The organism is Ochrobactrum sp. XJ1 (assembly GCF_024701725.1).
GTDB lineage: Bacteria > Pseudomonadota > Alphaproteobacteria > Rhizobiales > Rhizobiaceae > Brucella > Brucella anthropi.
Genome location: NZ_VDGD01000006.1, coordinates 82,641 through 100,592, shown reverse-complemented (window position 1 = coordinate 100,592; position 17,952 = coordinate 82,641). Strand labels below are relative to the sequence as shown.

The window sequence follows — 17,952 nt, the reverse complement described above, 5'->3', positions numbered from 1 at the left end:
ATATAAGCGCATTCCGCTCTAGCTGGACGTTCCGCGTTGCTGATGCCAGGCGAGGGCGCGCACGATGTCATCTGCTGCAATCTTGCCGACGATGGCGCCGTTTTCGATGATGCCAACATCGCCGCTGCTGTCTGCCACCGCATTCATCAACTCGCGTACCAGCGTTTCGCGCCGGGCAGTGGCCGCAAAAGGACGTGGCGCCGCTTGGCGATCGAAGGGCACCATGATGTCGCCTGCCCGAAGCACGCCGAGCGGGTTCATATGGGCAACGAAGTCAGCGACATAGTCGTCGGCAGGCTGCAGGAGAATCTCCTGCGGCGTGCCGCACTGAACGATACGCCCGCCTTCCATGATGGCGATACGATTGCCGATCTTCATGGCTTCATCGAGATCGTGGCTGACGAAAACGATGGTCTTTTTCAATCGTGACTGGAAGGCCAGCAACTCGTCTTGCAGGCGCGTGCGGATCAGCGGATCGAGGGCCGAGAATGGCTCATCCATCAGCAGAATCGGTGCGCCGGTTGCAAAAGCGCGGGCAAGCCCGACGCGTTGCTGCATGCCGCCGGAAAGTTCTCCAACCTTGCGCTTGGCCCAGTCCTGCAGACCGACAAGTTCAAGCTGGTCGCGCGCTTTGGCAAGGCGGTCTTCCTTGCCCATACCGGAAATTTCCAGGCCGAAAGCGACGTTTTCTTCAACCGTACGCCAAGGCAGCAGGCCGAACTGCTGGAACACCATGGAGACGAGTTCGGTGCGCAGATGGCGCAGGGTTCCGCGGTCGGCCTTGCCGACATCTATGGCGCGCTCGCCTTCCCGTACGAGAACGCGCCCGCGCGAAATCGGATTGAGCCGGTTGATTGCGCGAAGAAGGGTGGATTTGCCCGAGCCTGACAGCCCCATCAGAACGAGGATTTCACCTTCCTCAATGTTGAGTGTGCAGTTGTGCACGCCCAGCACGAGATTGGTTTCAGCCTGAATCTGGGAACGGGTGGCGCCGCGATCCGCAAGAGCAAGTGCGTCATCGACATTGCTGCCGAAAATGATGCAGACGTCTTCGAGTGCGATGATGGTCATCCGCGTGCTCCTGATCTTTGTTGGAGCATGATCTGTTCCGAAAACCGGTTTCCACTTTTCGGGATCATGCTATTTCTCGCGTCCGGCGCGGAAGATACGGTCGAGCACGATGGCGACCACGACGATGACAAGTCCAGCCTCGAAACCGAGTGCGGTATTGACTGAGTTCAACGCCCGGACAACCGGTACGCCGAGGCCATCTGCGCCGACAAGGGCTGCAATGACCACCATCGAAAGCGACAGCATGATTGTCTGAGTCAGACCGGCAAGAATTTGCGGCATGGCATAAGGCAGCTCAATCTTCCACAAGAGCTGAGAACGCGACGCACCGAACGCTTCACCCGCTTCGATCAGCGATGAGGGTGTGGACGATATGCCGAGGTGGGTCAATCGCACCGGCGCAGGCAGAACGAAGATTGCCGTTGCAAGCAGGCCCGGCACCATACCGATGCCGAAGAAGACAATGGCCGGGATCAGGTAGACGAATGTCGGCAGGGTCTGCATCAGATCGAGCACAGGACGCATTGCGGCGTAAAGCGCGGGGCGATGGGCTGCGGCGATGCCGAGCGGCACGCCGATGGCCATGCAGAGAAAGCAAGCTGACAAAACGAGGGTCAGGGTTTCGAGCGTTCGATCCCAGTAACCCTGATTGATGATGAACAGGAAGCCGATCACGGTCAGCACGACCACCGAGATACGACGCTGGATCAGCCACGCGATGACAGCGAAGATTGCGATGAGAAGCAGAGGGTGCGGGAGCTTGAGAAGAAAAAGCAGCCCGTCAATGAGGCTCTGCATGACGGCGGCGAGGGTATCGAAAAAGCCGCCCATATTGTCCGTCAGCCAGTCCACCACGGATTTGGCGGTCGGTCCGACAGGGATCTTGTAGTCCGTCAGCCAGTTCAACGATCAAGTCTCCTGCTGCGTGTTAGAGCATTTCCGGCAAAGGTGCGATGCGATTTGCGTAGGATAATGCGTAAAACAAAGAGAAAGGGTGCGGGCATCCTTGAAACTGCCGGGCCGCGTTTGTCACCGCCCGGCAGCATGTCGGGATTAAAGACCGAGTGCCGCCTTTACGGCGGGCAGGCCTTCCTTGCCGTCGACGGTAGTTACACCGGCGAGCCACTGGTCGAGAGCGCCCGGATTGGCTTTCAGCCAGTTGGTCGCAGCCTTCGAAGGCTCTTCGCCATCATCGAGAATCTTGCCCATGATGTCGTTTTCGATATCGAGCTTGAATTCCAGATTGGTGAGGAACTTGCCAACATTCGGGCATTCCTGCGTGTAGCCGGTGCGAACGTTGGTTTCGACCTTGGCGCCGCCGAGATTGGGGCCGAAGAAATCGTCACCACCGGTGAGATACGCGATTTCGAAACGCTTGTTCATGGGATGTGGCTCCCATGCCAGAAAGACGACCGGTTCCTTGCTCTTGATGCTGCGAGCGACCTGCGCCAGCATGCCCTGCTCGGACGATTCCGCCAGCTCGAATGACTTGAGGCCGAAGGCATCCTTGTTGATCATGTCGAGGATCAGGCGGTTGCCGTCATTTCCCGGCTCGATCCCGTAGATCTTGCCGCCGAGCTTGTCCTTGAACGTGGCGATATCCTTGAAGTCCTTGAGGCCTTCGTCATAAGCATATTTTGGCACGGCAAGCGTGTATTTCGCGCCGGTCAGATTGGTGCGCAGCGTCTCGACGGTCTTGTTGTCCAGATAGGGCTGGAGGTCGGCGGTCATGGACGGGTTCCAATAGCCGAGGAAGACGTCGATATCCTTTTTGCTCAGTGACGCATAGGTCACCGGCACGGAGAGAACCTTGATGTCGGTTTTGTAGCCGAGACCTTTCAGGATTTCTGTCGCCACCGCCGTCGTCGAAGTGATGTCAGTCCAGCCGACATCCGAGAAACGGACGGTCGAGCAGCTTTCAGGTTCGGCGGCGAAACCGGTTGCAGGCGCGCTTAGCATTGCCGTTCCCGTGGCAAGCCCACCCAAGGCAAGCGTAAGCATATAGGTCGATACGGACTTCATTGTTCTCTCCATTTACCGGGCCGTTTTGACGGATTGATTGTTTTTCCGGTTCCAGCTTTAGCAAACACCAAAGATTGCGCCATTCAAGTACCACAGCGGCGAAAATGTTCTCGATTGCGACGTTGGTCGCAGTTTCCGGCGGAAAACCGTTTCGCACCTGACTTGAAACTGCTGTCACTCATCATTTTCCGGAACCGTCGGCCAAGGGGAAACGGGCTGGATTGCCACGCATTTGGCCGAAGCGAGTTGGCGCCATGTTACGGATCGGCCCTCGGGATTCAACCCTGTCAGCGGAAAATGACGGATAAAATCAGTTGGATGACCGTTCCAGGTTGTCGAAAAGATGAGCACACTCTATTTGAGAGCGTGAAGCCTTTTCAGGTTTGGCTGCTTGCGAACGGGACTTGTGATGCATAGGTCCATGGGCGATGCAGAAGCGATGGAAAGCCCGGATTTTCGGGCAAAAGGAAGGATTTTTTACAGTGTGGAATGCAGTAAAGGGCGTTTTTTCCTTCCTGGGCCGTTTCATCGCCGCGCTTGCTCGCCTGATTGCCATTCCGCTCGGCGGTTTGTGGCGGCTTTTCCTGCGGCTCGGAATTTTGTGGAAAGTTGCGGTTGCGGTCGTCGTGATCGGTCTTGGCGGTCTTTACGTCTATTTCATCTGGCAGACTCAGGTATGGACGAATTTCGATCCCGACTATCCGGCCAAGTACAGCTATCAGGATGCGACCACGCCCGGCGAAGAGGTAAAGGCGCAGGGCGCACCGGCTGAAGCGCCGTCCACCGCAACACCCGTGGAACAGCCTGCTGCCACGCCTGAAACCAATCAGACTGGCGATGCCGCTCCCGCGAATCAGCCGGTTCAGGCGGCACAAATCCCGTCTTCGGCCCGCAAATGCTCACGCTCGGCGATAGCGGAAGTTGCCGCTGATCTCACCGATTTCAACGTGAACCAGAACGCGTGGATTTCATCCATGCTGCTCTACAAGCTCGGTCTTTTCGGTATGGACTGGGATCGCACCCCGTTCCTTGACAATAAGGCGTCGTTCCAGCGCGGCATCAATGCAGCGGTACGCCGTACCGCGATTGAGCTCGTCGACAATATCGGCCGTCTGCGCGGCACGTCGCAGATCGACGGCGATCTGCAAAAGGCGCGTGGCAATCTGCAATTTGCCGAAGATTCCTGGTATTTCGGCCTGAGCCCGTTCGGTCCGAAGACGCCGACGCCGAGCTATTACCGTTCGGCGATCAAGGATCTGCGCTCCTTCAACGGACGGCTTGAAAACTGTCAGGCTACCTTCGATGCCCGCGCCGACAATCTGATCCAGTTTGTCGACCGTATCGCAAGCGACCTCGGTTCGACTTCGGCCATCCTCAAGGACCGTGCCGAGAATTACCACGCCGGCTGGTTCGATACGCGTGCAGATGACCGTTTCTGGTTCGCCTATGGTCAGCTCTATGCCTATTACGGCCTGCTGCGTGCGGCGCATTCGGATTTCCGCGGCGTTCTAGCCGAGAAGCACCTCGACGGTGTGTGGGACGAGATGGAAAAGCAGATGCGTGCCGCGCTCGACATGCAGCCTTTCATCGTTTCCAACGGTAGCCCGGATGCATGGTTCACGCCGTCGCATCTGACCACGATGGGTTTCTACATTCTGCGTGTCCGTTCGAATCTGGTCGATGTGAAACAGGTTCTGGAGCGCTGACCGGCAATGGAACTGCCAGCTTCATTGCGACAGGCGGTGGATGCTGCGCTTGAGGGCGTGGCATTGGCCGATCTGAAGCGCGCATCTGAAATGCTTTCACGCCGTTACCGCGCCGAGACGCGGGACGGACGCATGCATATTTCCGATGATCTTGCCGCGAAGGCCTATCTGGCAGCACGTTTGCCTGCGACCTATGCGGCGGTTCGCGCCAGTATGGACAGTGCAGCAGAGGTTTGTCCCGATTTCGCGCCGCAATCCATGCTCGATGTGGGTGCAGGACCGGGAACCGCCCTTTGGGCGGCAAAGCAATGCTGGCCCATGCTTCATTCGGCAACGATGATCGAGGCAAGCCCTGCGATCAGAGCTGTGGGCAGCGATCTTTCGCAAAATTGCGGATTTTCCGACCTCGACTGGCGGGCAGGGGATGTGGTTCGGGAGAAACTTGATTTTCCGCAAGCCGATCTCGTGACCATTGCCTATGTGCTTGACGAGCTTGCTCCTGAAAAGCGGCAGGCACTGATTGAGCGCTTGTGGGCGTCGGCACGGCAAATGCTGGTGATCGTGGAACCCGGCACACCGGCAGGCTGGCAGCGCATTCTCGATGCACGCCGGGCGCTTATTGCGGAAGGCGCAAACATTGCAGCGCCTTGTCCGCACCAGCTCGATTGCCCGCTGGTCACCCCTGACTGGTGCCATTTTTCGCGCCGCGTTGCGCGCTCGCGTATTCATCGTCTGACCAAGGAAGCCGAAGTGCCGTGGGAGGATGAGAAGTTCATCTATCTTGCTGCGGTGCGCGAGACGGTCGATGAAGTGAAAGCGCGGGTTATCGCGCCGACACGGGTTGGCGGCGGCAAAGTTTCGGTTAAACTCTGCAAGGATGACGGCAGGGCGGAAGAACGCCTTCTGACCAAGCGCGACGGCGATCTGTTCCGTTGGGCACGTCGCGCCGACTGGGGCGACGCATTATTGAAAGATTGAGTCGGAACCGAAGCCCGGAACCAAAGCGATGAAGATCAGTCTGGTCCAGTTACGTTTGCTTGAAGCTGTCGCGGAAACCGGCAGTGTCGGTGCTGCTGCGCGGCGCTTGCGGCTCACGCAATCGGGAGCCAGTCAGGCGATTGCGACATTGGAAAAAATCCTCGGGGTCGATGTGCTGGCGCGAAAGCGCGATGGAGCCGCCCTGACGGCGTTCGGGCATTCGATCCTTGCCGATACCAAGGCCGCCCTCGCGGCAGTCGACCGGATAGAACTGCAGGCACGGTGCAGTGCTTCCAGCGCGCCCGAACGGCTGCGCGTCGCGGCAATTCCAAGTCAGCTTGAATATGTTCTGCCCGGTCTGCGAAAGACGTTTCAGCGGCTTTATCCCGGCATTGAATTCAGCGCTTTCGAGGGCGGGCACGACGATGTGAGTCTATGGGTGCGCGATGGTATTGCCGATCTCGGCATTACATCGCTGCCGACGCCCGAGCTTGAAGCACGGGAAGTTGGCCGTGAAGAACTTGTCGTGGTGGGACGGCGTGATGACCCCTTCATGCGCAACGACACAATCACTGCCGGGGACCTGCGGGATCGCCAGTTGATCGCCGCAGCAGGCTGCGAAATGATTATCGACAGGATCATTCATGGCGACGGCGAAATGCGCAGCGAGCAGGTGCGCACCCGCGACGTTGCCACGGTGCTGGAAATGGTGCGCCATGGCATCGGCACGACGCTTCTGTCAGAAATCAGTCTGCCGGGGGCCGATCTGCACGGATTGCGGGCGCGCCGCCTCAATCCGCCGACGTTTCGCACCGTCTATATTGTTTTTCGGGCCGACAGTCCGGTCCGGCATCTGGTCGAACGGTTCTGCGACGTGGCGCAGGACGCCAGAAGCAGAGCGGCATAAGAAACTCTAATATCTCATATCTCGCTTATCCGTGACGCTTGCGCATATCAGGGATGCAATAGTCTGCGCTCTTCCCTCATCCTGCAGCGAGTGACCATGACGGCAATTACCGAAACCACCCCGACAAGCTCGACTTCCGATACCATACGCGGTCTGGCCTGGGGGCTGTCCGGGGTTCTCGTGTGGTCCGGTTCGTTCGTCCTGACCCGTTTCGGGTTCAAGACCGCACTGACGCCTTTCGACATCATTGCGTTGCGTTTCGGCGTGGCGGGGCTGGTGCTGTTACCGGTGGTTCTGATGAAAGGGTTCGGCTTTCGCAAGCTCGGTCCGCTCGGCTTTGTGCTTCTGGTTTCCGGAGCAGGTGTTCCCTATGCGCTGCTGACCACCTGTGGTCTGCAATATGCTCCGGTATCCCATGCAGCAGCGCTCATTCCGGGGCTGATGACAGCAATGGTTGCCGTTCTGGGTATGGCGCTTCTCAAGGAACGTCTTGCGCCGTCGCGCTGGTCCGGGGTCGTGCTGATCCTGATCGGCGCCATGCTGATCGCCGGTCTGTCGCAACTGGGCGGACCGGAAATGCTCGGGCACTTTTTCTTTCTCGTCGCGGCACTCGTGTGGGCGATTTATGTCATGGTGTTTCGCAGAAAGGGAATGGACGGGCTGCATGCGACCGCTATCGCGGCCGTCACCTCGGCAATTGTCTATCTGCCGATCTATATGCTCTTCCTGCCCAAGGGGCTTGGCGCGACATCCTGGGGTGATATTGCCCTGCAGGGTTTCTATCAGGGCGTACTTACTTCGGCCTTTGGCGTCTTTGCCTTCAACCGTGCCGTTGTGCTGCTGGGAACGGCGGCAGGGGCAGCGCTATCAGCACTGATCCCTGTCATCACTCTGGTTCTGGCGCTTGTTCTTCTGGGCGAGGTGCCCGGTTGGACCGACACGCTCGCCGCCTTCCTGATCAGTCTCGGCGTGCTGGCACTGAACAGGAAGGGCAGGAAGCGTATAGCATCATGAAGCCTGCAGGACTGGCCTTGCAGCAGGACGGTTGATGATGAACACCATGGCCGCAGCGGCAAAACACATGGCACCGGCGAGGATCAGGGCAGGGGTGTAGCTGTCATAGTCGGTGCGCACGAGCCCGGCGAAAGCGGCTGCGGCTGCGGCCCCGATCTGATGGCCGGTGAACACCCAGCCGAAAACCAGCCCGGCCTTTTCCGGGCCGAAGCGCTCGGCGGCGAGCTTGACGGTTGGCGGCACGGTCGCCACCCAGTCCAGCCCGTAAAAGACGGCGAACAATGCCAGTTCGTAGACGGTGAAGTCGGTGAAGGTCAGATAGATCAGCGAGAGACCGCGCAGCGCATAGAACCAGAACAGAAGCCAGCGATTGTCGAACCGGTCGGAAAGCCAGCCGGACATGATCGTGCCGATCAGGTCGAACGCGCCGATCACGGCAAGGATGCCAGCCGCACCGACCGGCGCAATTCCGAAATCACCGCAAAGCGTGATCCAGTGCGTCTGGATCAGGCCGTTCGTGGAAAAGCCGCAGACGAAGAAGGTCAGGAACAGGACCCAGAAAGTTGCCGTTGAAGACGCTTCGCGCAACGTGACGAGGGGTGAGGCCAGCATGGTGCCGAAGCTCATTCTGGGTCCGGGTGCCGGGAGCGGTGCCGTGCGACCGTAAGGCTTCAAGCCGATATCCGCCGGATGGTCACGCATCAAAGCGAGAACCAGTACAAGCGCGGCAACAAGGAAGCAAACGACGATGGTGAGCGACGTTCGCCAGCCGATGGTCTGGCTGACACTGGCAAGGATCGGCATGAAGACGAGCTGGCCGGTGGCATTACTGGCTGTCATCAGGCCGACGACCAGACCGCGCCGCTTTTCGAACCAGCGTGCTGCAACGGTTGCACCGAGCACGAGCGCCGTCATGCCGGTGCCAAGGCCGATCACCACGCCCCAGAGCGCAACCATCTGCCATTCCTCGGTCATGAAAATGGAACCGACAAGCCCCAGTGAAATCATGATGAGAGCGGCTGCAACCACGCGGCGCAGGCCGAACTGGTTCATGAAGGCTGCCGCAAACGGCCCCATCAGGCCGAAAAGAACGAGGCGAAGCGCCATTGCGAAGGAGATATTCGCATTCGTCCAGCCGAATTCACGCTGGAGCGGTTCGATCAGGATACCCGCAGACCCCATGGCAGCTGCTGTCGCCAGCATGGTCAGGAAGGTGATGGCGGCGACGACCCATCCGTAATGGATGTTCCTCTGGGCGAGAAAGCTGGCAAGGCGGGCAGAAATCATCTTTGGCGCTTTCGGGTTTAAGCTGGTTTCAAGCTGGCTTTTGGCCAGCCATACGTTTGATGGCGAAACCGTTCGCTCCATAACGGGCGCGTGGCTTCAGGTCATTGTTTTCAGTCAAGGGACAACCGGTCTCCGGTCAATCGAGGCTGCGTAACAGGCTTTCCAGCTGTTCCACGCCGTCCTCTCCCAGCTTGGCTTCGATTTCTTCCTGCGCCTGATCCCAGAGCGGACCGCCGCGTTCCACAAGATCGCGACCGTCTGCCGTCAGCGTCACGCTGGTCTCGCGATGGTCGTCGCTGGCCGCAGGCTCGATCAGCCCCATGCGCTGCAGAACCTTCGCATTGCGGCCCATGGTCGACCGATCCAGCTCGGACAGATGTGCAAGCTCGGTCAGCGAGATGGAACCCGCACGACGGATTTTTCGCAACGTACTGAACTGCGCGACATTGATGCCAAGCGGCGCCAGAGCGTTGTCATAGACGCTCGATGTCTTGCGGGCTGCCTGGCGCAGAAGGATACAAAAACACGGATGTGACATATTGCGGGTATATACCCGTAAATAAGCGATAGCAAGTTGGAAGTGAAAAGTAGGGAGTTCGTTGCTGCCATTCTGCTGACAGCAACGATGTCTTCAGGAAGGGCTTGTCGCCGGTTCAGACGGCGATATAGGCGGTTTCCTTCACTTCCTCCATCACGGCGTAAGTGTGCGATTCCCGCACGCCGGGCAGAGAAAGAAGCGCCTCCGAAAGGAAACGCCGATAGTGATCCATGTCGGATACACGGGCTTTGACGAGATAATCGAAGCCGCCCGCAACCATGTGGCATTCCAGAATGTCGGGATTGTTGCGGGTGAAGGTCGAGAAGGTTTCAAAGACTTCCGGCGTGGTGCGATCAAGCTTGATCTCGATAAAGACCAGCATGGCCCGGTCGAGCATCTTGGGTGAAAGCCGTGCCGAATAGCCGAGAATATACCCTTCGCGGGTCAGTCGTTTGACGCGTTCGGCAGTTGCCGTCTGCGAGAGATTTATGCGATCGGCCAGTTCGGTATTGGTCAGACGCCCGTTCTCCTGAAGGGCGCGCAAAATACTCCTGTCCATCGCATCGAGATTCTTCATCAGTTGTCCCCAATGGCCGCTTATGTGTGACGGCTCTGTTCTTGATTTTTGCATATGTGTTTGAGTTGCCACGGAAATCAATCCGAAATCGGTCCCCGACGCAAGATGAAACTTGTTGGGTGGTCCTACAAATTTTTGAACTACTCGGATGAATTCGGCTTAAACGTAAGCATATATGCAAATAACAATCACAGGTTGTAAATTATGCGCAACCTGTGATAAGGATAGTGCGCATACTGAAAGTTATATTGCACCTGTAAATTTTGGCATGGGGTAAGGGGGTGTTTGAAACTGGAGGAATCGTCCCATTCCTTCCGTTTCGTTTATCCCGGTTCTGAGGAAGTCCGGACAGCCCCAAACTGTCCGGATTTTCTTTTGCGAGACCTGTGGAACTCTGTCCCGAAGATGGCCTGCGTGGCACATTTGGGTGGCTGAATTTTCCGGTTGCAAGCGAACACATTGAACGCTAACAGTACGTCCATGAACATTTCGCGCAATATCGTCATCAACGGTTGGTGGTGGGCCCGCTAAAAGCGGCCACGCAGGCGTTTGTGCATTTGCGTTTAGAAAACAGGCCGCTGGGATTATCCGGGCGGCCTTTTTGTTTGGCTGTTTGAATAAGACTGGCGGGGAAACCGGGTTCTGGAAATATTCGGAAACAGTTGAGATTTGGGATAGCCGATCATGAATGCGAAGATTGCGGATAGCGAGATATTCCAGCACGAGACGGCAGGCGGCATCGTCGTCGAGCGCGTGCGTCACCTCACGGCCTATAAGGGCGCGATCGAGACCTATATCGATGCGCTGAACGAACGGCGTGGTGCGGTGTTTTCGTCGAACTACGAATATCCGGGCCGCTATACGCGATGGGACACAGCTATCGTCGATCCTCCGGTGGTCATCACCTCGCGCGCCCGTACCATGCGCATCGAAGCGCTGAATGCCCGCGGCGTCATTCTTCTGCGGCCTATCCTGGACACAGTGAAGGCGCTTGCCGAGGTGGCGGTCGACAAGGCCGAAGAAAACCGCATTGAGCTGACCATTGCCGAGCCGAGCGGAACCTTCACCGAGGAAGAGCGCTCGCGTATGCCTTCGGTCTTCACCGTTCTGCGCGCCATTGTCGGTCTGTTCTTCTCTGAGGAAGACGCCAATCTCGGCCTCTACGGTGCCTTCGGTTACGATCTGGCGTTCCAGTTCGATCCCGTTCAGTACAAGCTGAAGCGTCCCGACGATCAGCGCGATCTGGTGCTGTTCATTCCGGATGAAATCTTCGTGGCCGATCACTATGCGGCGCGTGCCTGGGTGGATCGTTATGAATTCGCCTGCGGTGGCTCATCCACGCATGGTCTCGCACGGGCAACGCCTGCACAGGCCTTCAAACCATCGGAAGCCAAACTTGCGCGCGGCGATCACAATCCGGGCGAATATGCGAAACTCGTAGAGCGCGCCAAGGAAAGCTTCAAGCGCGGCGACCTCTTTGAAGTGGTCCCGGGCCAGACCTTCTATGAGCGCTGCCATACCGCGCCATCGGAAATCTTCCGCCGGTTGAAGACGATTAATCCGTCGCCCTATTCGTTCTTCATCAATCTGGGTGACAACGAATATCTGGTCGGCGCATCGCCGGAAATGTTTGTGCGGGTCAACGGACGGCGTATCGAAACCTGCCCCATCTCCGGCACGATCAAGCGCGGCGAAGATGCGATTTCGGATTCGGAACAGATTCTGAAACTGCTGAATTCCAAGAAGGATGAATCCGAGCTGACGATGTGCTCGGACGTGGACCGCAACGACAAGAGCCGTGTCTGCGAGCCGGGTTCGGTGCGCGTCATCGGTCGTCGCCAGATCGAGATGTATTCGCGCCTGATCCATACGGTCGATCATATTGAAGGGCGGCTTCGCGACGGCATGGATGCTTTCGACGGGTTCCTCAGCCATGCATGGGCTGTGACCGTGACCGGCGCACCGAAGCTGTGGGCGATGCGTTTCCTCGAGGAAAACGAACGTAGCCCGCGCGCATGGTATGGCGGCGCCATTGGCATGATGCACTTCAATGGAGACATGAACACCGGCCTGACGCTGCGCACCATCCGCGTGAAGGATGGCGTGGCCGAAATTCGGGCTGGTGCAACGCTTCTGTTCGATTCCAATCCGGAAGAGGAAGAAGCCGAAACTGAATTGAAGGCATCGGCGATGATCTCGGCTGTGCGTGAAGCGCAGAAGAGCAATCAAATTGCCGAAGAACGCGTGGCGGCAAAGGTGGGTGAGGGGATATCGATCCTGCTTGTTGATCATGAAGATTCCTTCGTGCACACGCTCGCCAATTATTTCCGCCAGACCGGCGCTACGGTCTCGACGGTGCGTTCGCCTGTTGCCGAAGATGTGTTCGACAGGGTCAAGCCTGACCTCGTGGTTCTGTCACCCGGACCGGGCACGCCGCAGGATTTCGATTGTAAGGCGACCATCGACAAGGCGCGCAAGCGGGAACTGCCGATCTTCGGTGTCTGTCTTGGATTGCAGGCACTGGCAGAAGCCTATGGCGGTACGCTGCGCCAGTTGCGTATTCCGATGCACGGCAAGCCGTCGCGCATTCGCGTGTCGAAGCCGGAGCGGATATTCTCGGGCCTGCCAAAAGAAGTGACGGTCGGGCGCTATCATTCGATCTTCGCCGATCCGGAACGTCTGCCGGACGATTTCCTGGTCACAGCGGAAACGGAAGACGGTGTCATCATGGCTTTCGAGCACAAGAAGGAACCGGTTGCCGCCGTTCAGTTCCATCCGGAATCCATCATGACCCTTGGTCATAATGCCGGAATGCGCATGATCGAGAATGTGGTGACGCATCTGGCGGGCAAGAACAAGGCGCGCCGTACCAACTACTGATCGAACGCTTTTCGTTCCGATTTCGAGCCAGCCGCAGCCATCGCTGCGGTTGGCTTTTTTGTGCGCTTGCTATGCTTGCCCATTGCCTGCTTTGGCAACTCATTTGCAACTGTAATGCCTTGCATTTGCAGGAGAAAATTAAATGCCGTAACTGAAAAAACAGGGGTACGAAGTTTCGCTTTTCTGGGGTATAGAACGGCGGTGAATTGCTGCTGCATATGCCAGATGCGTTGTGGATGTGTCCCGCGCGCTGGAGCGTATCCCGAAAAGTGTGAAACGGTTTTCGGATCAGATGCGCGGTTCAAAACAAACACGTAGAGCGCCGATCTGATTCAATCAGATCGAATCGCGCTCTAGCAAATGAGTGAAGGGCTGTGCGTAGGCCCGTCTCGATTTCGGGACAAGATAACGATATTCAAAGGTTCATCATGGACGCGAGTGCAAAGGTTCGGCGGCTTGCCGCTTGGTCTATTCCCGTTGCTTTTGGTGTGATGGGTCTGAAATATCTGGCCTATGCATTGACCGGTTCCGTGGCCCTTTATTCGGACGCGCTGGAATCCATCGTCAATGTGATCGCGGCAATCGGCGCTTGGTGGGCCATTCGCGTCAGCTATCTGCCCGCCGATGACAATCATCCCTTCGGTCATCACAAGGCCGAGTATATTTCGGCTGTCGTGGAAGGCGTTCTGATTACGGTCGCCGCACTTTTGATCTTCCGCGAAGCCTGGTTTGCGCTTCAATCACCGCGAACGCTCGATGAACCCTGGCTTGGCCTTGGCATCAACACGGTAGCCGCAGTCATAAACGGCTTGTGGGCATCATTGTTGATTCGCACTGGTCGCAAGTTCCGCTCACCTGCGCTGGAAGCCGACGGCAAGCACATCATGACCGATGTGTTCACCTCCGTGGGCGTTCTGGTCGGTCTTGTCGGTGCGGTCGTGACCGGTTGGGCCATACTCGACCCGCTGCTTGCTATTCTGGTGGCAATCAACATTCTCTGGCAGGGCTGGCATGTCATCAATTCCTCGGTGCAGGGATTGATGGATATCGGCGTCGAGCCGACCGAGGAAATGCGCATTCGCGATGTGATTTCGGCCAATGCGGGCGGCGCTATCGAAGTTCATGACCTGAAGACCCGTATCGCTGGCCGTGTAACCTTCATCGAGTTTCATCTGGTCGTTGCGGCGGAAATGAGCGTCGGCGATGCCCATGTGATTTGCGACCGTATCGAAGATGCCCTGAAGAAGCAGATCGACAGCGCGCGCGTGGTGATCCACGTCGAGCCGGAGGATGAGGCAAAGCTGCCGCCGGGAACCAGCGCGGTGCCCTTCGCCTGAATGAAATACTGTCTTGCACAGTACAAATCGCGCGTGTAAAAGCTTTTCCATGACGATCAGAAACGCAACATCCTTGGAACATTCCGCAGCCGCCTTCGGCGCGCGCGTTGATGTTTGCGTTCTAAACTCGCTTCTTACCCTCGGCCTTAGCGGCGATCGCCGGGCTCGCTGAAAGGAGCGTCCGGCGGTCGATCTCCGGTCGCAGGCCTGTGCTCCTTTCCAGAAAACCCTTATAATCGATCAGTAGTATCCGCGCTTGACGGGCTTGAATGCCGTCGAAAGCCGGGAGGAAACGAAAATGAATCAGTCCGTCGCCACGCCGCAATCGAAATCCATTTCCGAGCGCAAAGGCATGCCTACTGCAGGCAGCAAATATTCGCCTTTCCCGGTTCCGCAGCTCGATGACCGCACCTGGCCGTCCAAGCGTATCGAAAAGGCACCGATCTGGTGTTCGGTCGATCTGCGTGATGGCAATCAGGCCTTGATCGACCCCATGGGCCATGACCGCAAGGAGCGCATGTTCCGCCTGCTGGTCGATATGGGTTTCCCGGAAATCGAAATCGGTTTTCCGTCCGCTTCGCAGACGGATTTCGATTTCTGCCGCTGGGCCATCGAACAGGGCAATGTTCCCGACGAAGTGGATTTGCAGGTTCTGGTCCAGTGCCGCCCAGAACTGATCACGCGCACTTTCGAAGCGCTTGAAGGCGCCAAGTCGCCGATCATCCATTTCTACAATTCCACCAGTGAATTGCAGCGCCGCGTGGTCTTCGCCAAGGATGTTGGCGGTATCAAGCAGATCGCGACCGACGCTGCAAAGATGATCATGGATATGGCTGCGAAAGCGGGGGGCGGTTATCGCTTCCAGTATTCGCCCGAAAGCTTTACCGGCACTGAGCTGGATGTGGCGCTGGAAATCTGCAATGCGGTCATCGAGATCGTGAAGCCGACCGCAGACAACAAGCTGATCGTCAACCTGCCTTCGACCGTCGAGATGAACACGCCGAACATCTATGCCGACCAGATCGAATGGATGTGCCGCAACCTCGACAATCGTGAGAACCTGATTGTCTCGCTGCACCCGCATAATGACCGTGGCACGGGCATTGCTGCAACCGAACTGGGCTTGATGGCTGGTGCCGACCGCGTTGAAGGCACGTTGTTCGGCAATGGCGAACGCACCGGCAATGTCGATGTGGTGACGCTGGCGCTCAACATGTATACGCAGGGTGTGAACCCTGAGCTGGACTGCACCGACATCAACCGGATGAAGGAAGTCTATGAATATTCGAACCAGTTGAAGATTGCCGAGCGTCATCCTTATGTCGGCGAGCTGGTCTATACGGCTTTCTCCGGCTCGCATCAGGATGCGATCAACAAGGGCATGAAGGCGCGCCGTTCGGCCAATTCGCCGATCTGGGAAGTGCCCTATCTGCCGATCGACCCGCAGGATGTGGGCCGTTCCTATGAAGCGATCATTCGCATCAATTCGCAGTCGGGCAAGGGCGGTATCGCCTATATCCTGCAGGCGGATTATGGCTTGAACCTGCCGCGCAACCTGCAGGTCGAGTTCCGCGAGATCATCCAGAACATTACCGATGAAGAAGGCAAGGAACTGCCGTCGAAGCGCATTCACGAGGCGTTCCAGCAGCTCTATGTGACGCAGCCCAATGCCCGCATCAAGTTCGTCGATCATCACACCATGCCCGATCCGGAACAGAAGGGCCGTCGTATCCTGACCGCCGAAATCACCGATAACGGCGTGACCAAGAATATCGAGGGCAAGGGAACGGGACCGATTGACGGCTTTGTCGACGCGCTGTCGAAATATCTCGGCGTGAAGATGTCGGTCGTTGACTATTCCGAACATTCGCTACAGCAGGGTTCGGATGCTTCGGCCATCTCCTATGTCGAAATGGCTCATCCGGGCGGCAAGCTGTTCGGCGCCGGTATCAACGACAATATCGTCAGCGCGTCGCTGGAAGCTATTGTCTCAGCTGTCAACCGGGTGATTGGTAAGTAGTTTCAATAGCATAACGCTAGTGAAAGGCGGCACATCGTGCCGCCTTTTTCCTATCTTGTGGTAATTATCAATTGTTGAGGCGGTTCACGAAAATAGCCTCCAATTATTAGCCTTTGAAATGTGATAACGTTTCATTTAGATCGATTAGTGTATTATTTAAAACTAATTGGTGTTCAATGAATCGTTTTTTACTATGTGTTGTTTCTTTAACCGTTATTTCCGGATGTGCGTCGCAGGCAAATAAAATTGAACCAAGTTACGCATCATCAGCGGCTTATGGTTCTCTTTCCTGTCGTGCTCTCAAAGAAGAAGGTGTTCGTCTTTCTGCCAGCGCGGCGACGGCGGTTGGGCGTCAAAACTCGGCAGCAAAAAATGATGCAATCAAAACAGGCGTCGGTCTGGTGTTGTTCTGGCCAGTATTGCTGTTCAATGAGGGAAATGGTGTCAAGGCTGCGGAAGTTGCTCGTCTAAAGGGCGAGATGCAGGCTCTGGAACGAGCTGCAGGACAGAAGGGGTGCAACATCACGTTCCGCAATTCTTAGAAATCAGTTGGAGCTGCCGTTCCCGGCGAAAACTGCGTCAACTTTAGGGAATCAGCCAAAATCGGACAAGAAACGGCGCTTCGGCGCCGTTTTTGTTTTGGAGTTAATAAAGCACGCGCTCGTTGAGCTTGGTTATTTTCTCGCTGGCATCGGAAACGCCGTGCTCTTCCATGAGGCATGACCAGCTGCCGTCAGACCGCTTATCGATATTGAATATATTATAGCGGGCAGCCGGTTTATGGCCGCCGAAATTCTGGCTTGCAGACGGCACGCTGATAACGGGAATCTTGCCGTTCGGCCCGTCGATCTCGTAATGCGTGATAAGATGCGTATGGCCGTGAAGAACCAGCTCTGCACCGTGTTTGCGTATGATCTTCTGGAAACGGCGAATACCATAGAGGCGTTTATGGGCAGGCGTTGCACCATAGATCGGCGGATGATGGATCATCACAATACGGAAGAGCCCACGAGCGCCAGCTTCATCCAGCATTGCGGCCAGACGTTTTCCTTGTTCAGACCGGAAGTCGCCGCTCGCCATGAAGGGGGCCGTCGCACGCGCTGACGAAACGCCGATCAGCGCAATGGGTCCGCGCACGCGCATATAGGGAAATTGCGGGCGATTGTCTTTGTTGTCGATGCCGTCGCCGCGCATCCACGGTTCCCATTTCCGGCACGACTTGTCGAGCGCGCCCGGAACATAGGCATCATGATTACCGGGAACGACCGATACATCGTCCGGACTACCCAGTTTGGACAACCAGTCGTGGGCAATATCGATTTCGAGATTGAGCGCCAGATTGACGAGATCGCCCGTCACCGCGATATGATCCGGCGTTTGCGCCTGCATATCATCAATGAGAGTGTCCAGCACGGTTCCGTGCATCGCATTTTTGCGATTGCGCAGCCAGTTGATATAGCCGGTGATACGCTTCGATGCCAATTCGCGATATCGCACGCGCGGCAGAGGCGAAAGGTGTATATCGGAGATATGGGCGAGACGAAACATAAGGCCCATTTACTGGATAATGCGTGAAACCGAAACCTGTTTAGCGACTTTTTGTTGATGTCATTGC

16 protein-coding genes are annotated in these 17,952 nt (G+C 57.0%); 8 read left to right on the top strand and 8 right to left on the bottom strand.

Going from position 1 to position 17,952, the window contains the following annotated elements:
* Positions 1 to 18: 18 nt before the first annotated feature.
* The 3 genes from choV to FG152_RS12095 form a co-directional block, all read right to left on the bottom strand.
* Positions 19 to 1,071, bottom strand: coding sequence for a choline ABC transporter ATP-binding protein (gene choV, locus FG152_RS12105; protein WP_010659571.1), 1,053 nt, complete (start codon positions 1,069 to 1,071; stop codon positions 19 to 21).
* Positions 1,072 to 1,140: 69 nt separating this feature from the next.
* Entirely contained in the window at positions 1,141 to 1,977 is an 837-nt protein-coding gene (gene choW, locus FG152_RS12100; RefSeq protein ID WP_012091632.1) for a choline ABC transporter permease subunit, read from the bottom strand.
* A 147-nt stretch (positions 1,978 to 2,124) separates the two neighbouring features.
* A complete protein-coding gene (locus FG152_RS12095; RefSeq protein WP_010659573.1) occupies positions 2,125 to 3,093 on the bottom strand; it encodes a choline ABC transporter substrate-binding protein in 969 nt (322 codons plus the stop codon).
* Positions 3,094 to 3,521: 428 nt separating this feature from the next.
* Between FG152_RS12095 and FG152_RS12090 the strand changes: the two genes are divergently transcribed.
* The 4 genes from FG152_RS12090 to FG152_RS12075 all read left to right on the top strand — a co-directional run bounded on the left by FG152_RS12090 (position 3,522) and on the right by FG152_RS12075 (position 7,698).
* Positions 3,522 to 4,799, top strand: a complete 1,278-nt coding sequence (locus tag FG152_RS12090; protein ID WP_010659574.1) for a DUF2333 family protein — start codon at positions 3,522 to 3,524, stop codon at positions 4,797 to 4,799.
* Positions 4,800 to 4,805: 6 nt separating this feature from the next.
* Complete coding sequence (locus FG152_RS12085) at positions 4,806 to 5,777, top strand: small ribosomal subunit Rsm22 family protein (RefSeq protein ID WP_010659575.1); 972 nt, start codon at positions 4,806 to 4,808, stop codon at positions 5,775 to 5,777.
* Between the two features lie 28 nt (positions 5,778 to 5,805).
* Complete coding sequence (locus FG152_RS12080; protein ID WP_010659576.1) at positions 5,806 to 6,684, top strand: LysR family transcriptional regulator; 879 nt, start codon at positions 5,806 to 5,808, stop codon at positions 6,682 to 6,684.
* A 96-nt stretch (positions 6,685 to 6,780) separates the two neighbouring features.
* Entirely contained in the window at positions 6,781 to 7,698 is a 918-nt protein-coding gene (locus tag FG152_RS12075; protein WP_010659577.1) for a DMT family transporter, read from the top strand.
* On the opposite strand, the gene FG152_RS12070 is transcribed toward FG152_RS12075, so the two are convergent.
* From FG152_RS12070 to FG152_RS12060, 3 genes are all read right to left on the bottom strand, one after another.
* Entirely contained in the window at positions 7,693 to 8,985 is a 1,293-nt protein-coding gene (locus tag FG152_RS12070; protein WP_010659578.1) for an MFS transporter, read from the bottom strand. The two genes, FG152_RS12075 and FG152_RS12070, sit on opposite strands and share 6 nt — an antisense overlap.
* Positions 8,986 to 9,121: 136 nt before the next feature.
* Positions 9,122 to 9,523: a MarR family winged helix-turn-helix transcriptional regulator gene (locus tag FG152_RS12065; RefSeq protein WP_010659579.1), complete on the bottom strand. Its 402-nt coding sequence runs from the start codon at positions 9,521 to 9,523 to the stop codon at positions 9,122 to 9,124.
* A 115-nt stretch (positions 9,524 to 9,638) separates the two neighbouring features.
* A complete protein-coding gene (locus FG152_RS12060) occupies positions 9,639 to 10,100 on the bottom strand; it encodes an Lrp/AsnC ligand binding domain-containing protein (RefSeq protein WP_006472719.1) in 462 nt (153 codons plus the stop codon).
* 684 nt (positions 10,101 to 10,784) lie between these two features.
* On the opposite strand from FG152_RS12060, the gene FG152_RS12055 reads away from it, so the two are divergent.
* Complete coding sequence (locus FG152_RS12055; RefSeq protein WP_010659580.1) at positions 10,785 to 12,980, top strand: anthranilate synthase component I; 2,196 nt, start codon at positions 10,785 to 10,787, stop codon at positions 12,978 to 12,980.
* Here the strand turns inward: FG152_RS12055 and FG152_RS12050 are convergent.
* Positions 12,974 to 13,294, bottom strand: a complete 321-nt coding sequence (locus FG152_RS12050) for a hypothetical protein (RefSeq protein ID WP_125300050.1) — start codon at positions 13,292 to 13,294, stop codon at positions 12,974 to 12,976. The two genes, FG152_RS12055 and FG152_RS12050, sit on opposite strands and share 7 nt — an antisense overlap.
* Positions 13,295 to 13,408: 114 nt before the next feature.
* On the opposite strand from FG152_RS12050, the gene FG152_RS12045 reads away from it, so the two are divergent.
* The 3 genes from FG152_RS12045 (at position 13,409) to FG152_RS12035 (ending at position 16,879) form a co-directional block, all read left to right on the top strand.
* Entirely contained in the window at positions 13,409 to 14,317 is a 909-nt protein-coding gene (locus FG152_RS12045; RefSeq protein ID WP_010659582.1) for a cation diffusion facilitator family transporter, read from the top strand.
* A gap of 298 nt (positions 14,318 to 14,615) precedes the next feature.
* Positions 14,616 to 16,337: a 2-isopropylmalate synthase gene (leuA, locus tag FG152_RS12040; RefSeq protein WP_010659584.1), complete on the top strand. Its 1,722-nt coding sequence runs from the start codon at positions 14,616 to 14,618 to the stop codon at positions 16,335 to 16,337.
* A 176-nt stretch (positions 16,338 to 16,513) separates the two neighbouring features.
* Positions 16,514 to 16,879: a hypothetical protein gene (locus FG152_RS12035; RefSeq protein WP_010659585.1), complete on the top strand. Its 366-nt coding sequence runs from the start codon at positions 16,514 to 16,516 to the stop codon at positions 16,877 to 16,879.
* 103 nt (positions 16,880 to 16,982) lie between these two features.
* Here the strand turns inward: FG152_RS12035 and FG152_RS12030 are convergent, their stop codons facing one another.
* Entirely contained in the window at positions 16,983 to 17,885 is a 903-nt protein-coding gene (locus FG152_RS12030; protein WP_010659586.1) for a metallophosphoesterase family protein, read from the bottom strand.
* Positions 17,886 to 17,952: the final 67 nt, after the last annotated feature.

Coding starts and splice junctions, on each gene's coding strand:
- FG152_RS12055 (WP_010659580.1), top strand. CDS start 10,785: ATGAATGCGAAGATTGCGGATAGCGAGATATTCCAGCACGAGACGGCA.
- choV (WP_010659571.1), bottom strand. CDS start 1,071: ATGACCATCATCGCACTCGAAGACGTCTGCATCATTTTCGGCAGCAAT.
- FG152_RS12060 (WP_006472719.1), bottom strand. CDS start 10,100: ATGAAGAATCTCGATGCGATGGACAGGAGTATTTTGCGCGCCCTTCAG.
- FG152_RS12035 (WP_010659585.1), top strand. CDS start 16,514: ATGAATCGTTTTTTACTATGTGTTGTTTCTTTAACCGTTATTTCCGGA.
- FG152_RS12075 (WP_010659577.1), top strand. CDS start 6,781: ATGACGGCAATTACCGAAACCACCCCGACAAGCTCGACTTCCGATACC.
- FG152_RS12085 (WP_010659575.1), top strand. CDS start 4,806: ATGGAACTGCCAGCTTCATTGCGACAGGCGGTGGATGCTGCGCTTGAG.
- FG152_RS12095 (WP_010659573.1), bottom strand. CDS start 3,093: ATGAAGTCCGTATCGACCTATATGCTTACGCTTGCCTTGGGTGGGCTT.
- FG152_RS12090 (WP_010659574.1), top strand. CDS start 3,522: ATGCAGAAGCGATGGAAAGCCCGGATTTTCGGGCAAAAGGAAGGATTT.
- FG152_RS12030 (WP_010659586.1), bottom strand. CDS start 17,885: ATGTTTCGTCTCGCCCATATCTCCGATATACACCTTTCGCCTCTGCCG.
- FG152_RS12070 (WP_010659578.1), bottom strand. CDS start 8,985: ATGATTTCTGCCCGCCTTGCCAGCTTTCTCGCCCAGAGGAACATCCAT.
- FG152_RS12045 (WP_010659582.1), top strand. CDS start 13,409: ATGGACGCGAGTGCAAAGGTTCGGCGGCTTGCCGCTTGGTCTATTCCC.
- FG152_RS12080 (WP_010659576.1), top strand. CDS start 5,806: ATGAAGATCAGTCTGGTCCAGTTACGTTTGCTTGAAGCTGTCGCGGAA.
- FG152_RS12065 (WP_010659579.1), bottom strand. CDS start 9,523: ATGTCACATCCGTGTTTTTGTATCCTTCTGCGCCAGGCAGCCCGCAAG.
- leuA (WP_010659584.1), top strand. CDS start 14,616: ATGAATCAGTCCGTCGCCACGCCGCAATCGAAATCCATTTCCGAGCGC.